The organism is Streptomyces sp. NPDC127092, assembly GCF_042722475.1.
In the GTDB taxonomy this organism is placed as follows: domain Bacteria; phylum Actinomycetota; class Actinomycetes; order Streptomycetales; family Streptomycetaceae; genus Streptomyces.
Window position 1 is genome coordinate 1 of sequence record NZ_JBHXFE010000286.1, and the last position, 1275, is coordinate 1275.

Here is a 1275-nt window from a genome sequence, read left to right on the forward strand (position 1 = left end):
CGCGTCCTTGACGTGGTCCAGGGCCCCGGAGTCGACGGCGGCGAGCAGGTCGCGGGTGGTGTGCGCGTCCGGGACCACGGCCCCGTCGAAGCGGCCGATGGCCGCCTCCACCGTGTTGCGGCCGTCGAGGAAGCGCACGGGGTTCGCGGTGCCGGCCCGCTCGGCGACGAGCGCGTCCACCTGGGCGGGGGTGAGCCGCTCCCCCGTGCCGACGACGCCGTCCGCGTCCACGGTGATGCGCTCGGGGGCCCCGAACGCGACGAGCTCGGGCTTGACCTTGACGGAGAGGCGGGGGAAGTCCGCCGCCGAGCCGCCCGACCACTTCACCTCGAGGTCCCGGAACGCCGGATGCTCCCGCGTGCCGCGCACGTAGCGCTTGACCGCGTCGACCGGTCCGCCGACGGTCCCGTTGATCCCCTGCGGCGACACGATGATCCGGCCGGTCAGGCCGAGGGACGCCGCGAGCGCGCGCTGCCACAGCCGCACCGCCTCGGGGTCGGCGAGCGGGGTGAACCGGTAGTACAGCGCGATGCGGGAGAGGGCGGCGGTGCTCATCGAGGTCCAGGCTAGTGCGCGGCCCCGGACGTGACGGCCGTGAGGGACGGGCGGGGCCTGGCCCGCACCGGCCTCACGCCTTACCCTTCAGACATGACTGAGCATCTGGATCCGGCACTGGTCGACATCTGGTTCGCGGCCTGGTCGCGATCGCGCGGCTACCGCACGAGCCAGGAGGCGGGGCGACGCGCGGCCCTGCGCACCCCCCGCCCCGCCCACATGATCCCCGGCGGCTCCGGTCGCGCCACGGTGGACGTGCCGGCCACGTGGGAGCACGTGGTGGTGAACCCCTCCCGCGCGGAGCTGGAGGACCTGCGCGAGGCGGTGCGGGACCAGGAGCAGATCCTGCTCACCGTGTTCGGCGACGCCGGCGAGGACCCCAAGGCCATGGGTCTGAAGGCCCAGGCCGAGCCGGAGCGCTTCATGACCATGGACATGGACCCCGAGCTGCAGGACGTGGAGCCCCCGCTGCTGCCCGAGGGCTATGAGGCCCGCGTGGACCAGCCGATGGAGGGCAGCCGTCGCCTGCGCATCCTGGCCGTCGGCGCCTCGACCGCGCCCGAGGGCGAGGAGGAGCTCGCCGCCCTCGGCTGGGTCACCGAGGAGGACGGCACCGCCGTCTACGACCGGATCTGGACGTCCCCGAACCACCGTCGCCGCGGCCTCGGCTCCCTCGTGATGCGCTACCTCACCTCCGAGGTCATGAGCGAGGGTGAGATC

At 74.0% G+C, this 1275-nt stretch carries 2 protein-coding genes; one reads left to right on the forward strand and one right to left on the reverse strand.

Features of this window, described 5'->3' with window-relative positions:
• Positions 1-555, reverse strand: a 555-nt coding sequence (locus tag ACFWJO_RS39720; protein ID WP_386873165.1) for a hypothetical protein, incomplete at its 3' end; no start/stop codon positions are given.
• A gap of 93 nt (positions 556-648) precedes the next feature.
• Here ACFWJO_RS39720 and ACFWJO_RS39725 point away from each other — a divergent pair.
• On the forward strand, positions 649-1275 hold a 627-nt coding region (locus ACFWJO_RS39725; protein ID WP_386873167.1), incomplete at its 3' end, for a GNAT family N-acetyltransferase.